The 2571-nt window shown below is 41.4% G+C and carries 4 protein-coding genes; all 4 read right to left on the bottom strand.

What is annotated here, in order from left to right; translation table 11 throughout:
• Positions 1-96: 96 nt before the first annotated feature.
• Entirely contained in the window at positions 97-633 is a 537-nt protein-coding gene (locus tag KG732_RS12880) for a winged helix-turn-helix domain-containing protein (RefSeq protein ID WP_213524423.1), read from the bottom strand.
• A gap of 159 nt (positions 634-792) precedes the next feature.
• Positions 793-1656, bottom strand: a complete 864-nt coding sequence (gene rfbA, locus KG732_RS12875; protein WP_213524421.1) for a glucose-1-phosphate thymidylyltransferase RfbA — start codon at positions 1654-1656, stop codon at positions 793-795.
• Complete coding sequence (locus KG732_RS12870) at positions 1653-2162, bottom strand: UpxY family transcription antiterminator (RefSeq protein WP_213524418.1); 510 nt, start codon at positions 2160-2162, stop codon at positions 1653-1655. Before KG732_RS12870 ends, rfbA begins: the two co-directional genes overlap by 4 nt.
• 180 nt (positions 2163-2342) lie before the next feature.
• Positions 2343-2571: hypothetical protein (locus KG732_RS12865; protein ID WP_213524416.1), on the bottom strand; the 229-nt coding region annotated here is incomplete at its 5' end.

The following is a 2571-nucleotide window of genomic DNA, read 5'->3' as shown; positions in this document are numbered from 1 at the left end:
CACTGCCAAAGGTAAGCCTACGTAGCCGAGACCAATTATAGCAATTCTAGCATTTTCTAATTTCATTAAAGATATTTGACTTTCATTCAGACCCATTTAATCCTCAACATCAAAAACTAACAAGTACGGAACTCCCTCCAAAACCCCCATATTGAACTCAACTGAACTATAAATAGCAGCCCGAATTTTCTTTTTTAATAGCTCCTCTGCCTTAAAAACTAAACTGTTAAAATACACTCTGTCAATATCTCCAACCAAAACCAGATCAATTATAGCCACAGGTTTGCCCTGAGCCAGATCTCCAGTAATATATACTCTTTCAAGGTTTCCGATTTTTTCAAAAATGACTTCTAAAAGTTGATCAATACCTAGATACTTTAGAAGAATTGATCGTAATTCTTCAAAGAGAGGGTGAGAGGTGTCTGCAGCGTATTTTTTTATTCTGCCATCATTGGTGTTTACCTCCGCTATAATAGATGCCTCTTTAAGCTTATTAAGCTCAATGCGAACAGTGTTAGAGCTTACATTTAACTCCCGAGAAAGCTGCCTAAGATGCACCATAGTATTAGGGTTCACTAGCAAGCGTGAGAGAAGCTTAGCTCTTATCTTTCCAGAAAAAAGGGTGTCGATCAACTTAGATTATTCACGGCAAAGCCACAGTCAGTCACAGAAGAAATTTTTGACTAACTCATTATTGAGTAATAAACTTACACATTTAAGCTTAGCCTTTTGACAGTTACTCGCAAATTTTATGAATATAAATAGTGTTTACAGTATTATCCGGTTTTCGAATTAAGACTCTGCAACAGATTTGAGGTAAATACCGTATCCGCTTTTCTTGAGCTCGTCAGCAAGAGCTAAAAGCTGTTCTTTCGAGATAAAGCCCATTCGGTAGGCGATCTCTTCAATGCACCCGATCTTGTTGCCCTGGCGCTGTTCGATAACGCGCACGAATTCACTGGCATCGCTCAACGATTCGAATGTACCTGTATCGAGCCATGCGGTTCCTGATGGCAATACAGACACTTTCAATTGTCCTTGTTCAAGATAAGCCTTGTTAACGTCTGTGATTTCGTATTCACCCCTTGCCGAGGGTTGCAAATTCTGGGCTATGGTAACCACACTATTATCGTAAAAGTAAAGCCCTGGTACAGCAAATCGAGATTTAGGGGTTTTGGGCTTTTCTTCAATACTAACGGCATTGTGGTTTGAATCGAATTCAACGACTCCGTAGCGCTCGGGGTCTGAAACTTTATAGGCGAAGACGTAAGCTCCGTCTATTTCGATAAGCTGTTTTAATTGGCGGCCAAGGCCTTGACCGTAGAAAATATTATCTCCAAGCACCAAAGCTACACTGTCGTTGCCAATAAATGAAGCGCCAATGACAAAAGCTTGGGCCAGCCCGTTGGGCACTTCTTGCACCTCGTAGGTAATGCGGCATCCGATTGGAGTGCCATCGCCCAGTAAGCGCACAAACTGAGGCTGATCTTCAGGGGTAGTAATGATGAGTATTTCGCGAATGCCCGCGAGCATGAGTGTAGAAAGCGGATAATAAATCATCGGCTTATCGTAAATAGGCATCAGTTGCTTACTTATGGCCTTGGTTATGGGATAGAGGCGTGTACCTGAGCCTCCTGCGAGAATAATGCCTTTCATATACTTTTCGCTCTTGAAGGTTCTAATTTCGCCTTATCAACAGTAGCTACAAGATAGTACCCCATGCTTTCTATGAGCACTTTAACCTCTTTATTTCTTACCTCTAACACTTTGCCTTGTTGCCCCATCAAATTAGAAGCAGTGAAGTTAACAGCTTGGTCTACCTGAAACTCGGTAGACTCCAGACGAACAGATTCGTGCTCACCCAAAAACCGCTTGATTAATTCAATCTCTTCTTCTCGCACAATGGCGGGCTTTCTGTTCCAATAAAGAAAACGTACAACCCCATCAAATTTTAGAATATCGTAAAGCTGATTGCCGTTAATCTTAATAAACACATACGATCGAAAGAGGGGTTCTTCAACGACTTTATAGCGGTCGCTCCATTTGCGCCTAGTTTTGTTAAGCGGGCAATACACCTCAAAACCTGCCTCTGCTAAAGCCGCGTGAACCTTCTTTTCGTTTCTAGGCTTAGAGTATATTACGTGCCACTGTTGTTCTTCCATTGAACCGCCTAATTGCCATTACTAATGGTGAAATTAAGCAATGCAAGGTAGCCTTGAAAGTGTCGAGGCCATTCATTTAGATCTGAAATAGTCAATACACTACTTAACCCGTTTTGTAGGCCTTAAGACGCCCGATTTAATTAGGCTTAGGTAAGTACAGCATGAGAAGATCCTCAAGGTTCAATCGAACTCCACAAAAAATCGATTCTTACCTATACGAACAGTTTTGGGCTTTTGGGTAAACTTAATCTGTATGCCATTAATTAGGTAATCGTAATCAGCAGATTTAGAGGGTTTAGTTTCTTGGGGGCTACTTTTTACTAACTGGGGAGTTTTGTTCTTAGAAAGTTTCTTTCGCCCTCGATTGTTCGGAAAGGTCTCCCCCTCTTTCTTAAACTGCGCTCTTAAA

The organism is Nonlabens sp. (assembly GCF_018401815.1).
Classification (GTDB): domain Bacteria; phylum Bacteroidota; class Bacteroidia; order Flavobacteriales; family Flavobacteriaceae; genus Nonlabens.
The sequence above is the reverse complement of the archived record's forward strand: the minus strand, read 5'-3'. Positions and strand labels throughout refer to the sequence as shown.

What these genes read in the sequence shown, in the direction of transcription:
- KG732_RS12870 (WP_213524418.1), bottom strand. Translation starts at nt 2,162, where the DNA reads ATGGAAGAACAACAGTGGCACGTAATATACTCTAAGCCTAGAAACGAA.
- rfbA (WP_213524421.1), bottom strand. Translation starts at nt 1,656, where the DNA reads ATGAAAGGCATTATTCTCGCAGGAGGCTCAGGTACACGCCTCTATCCC.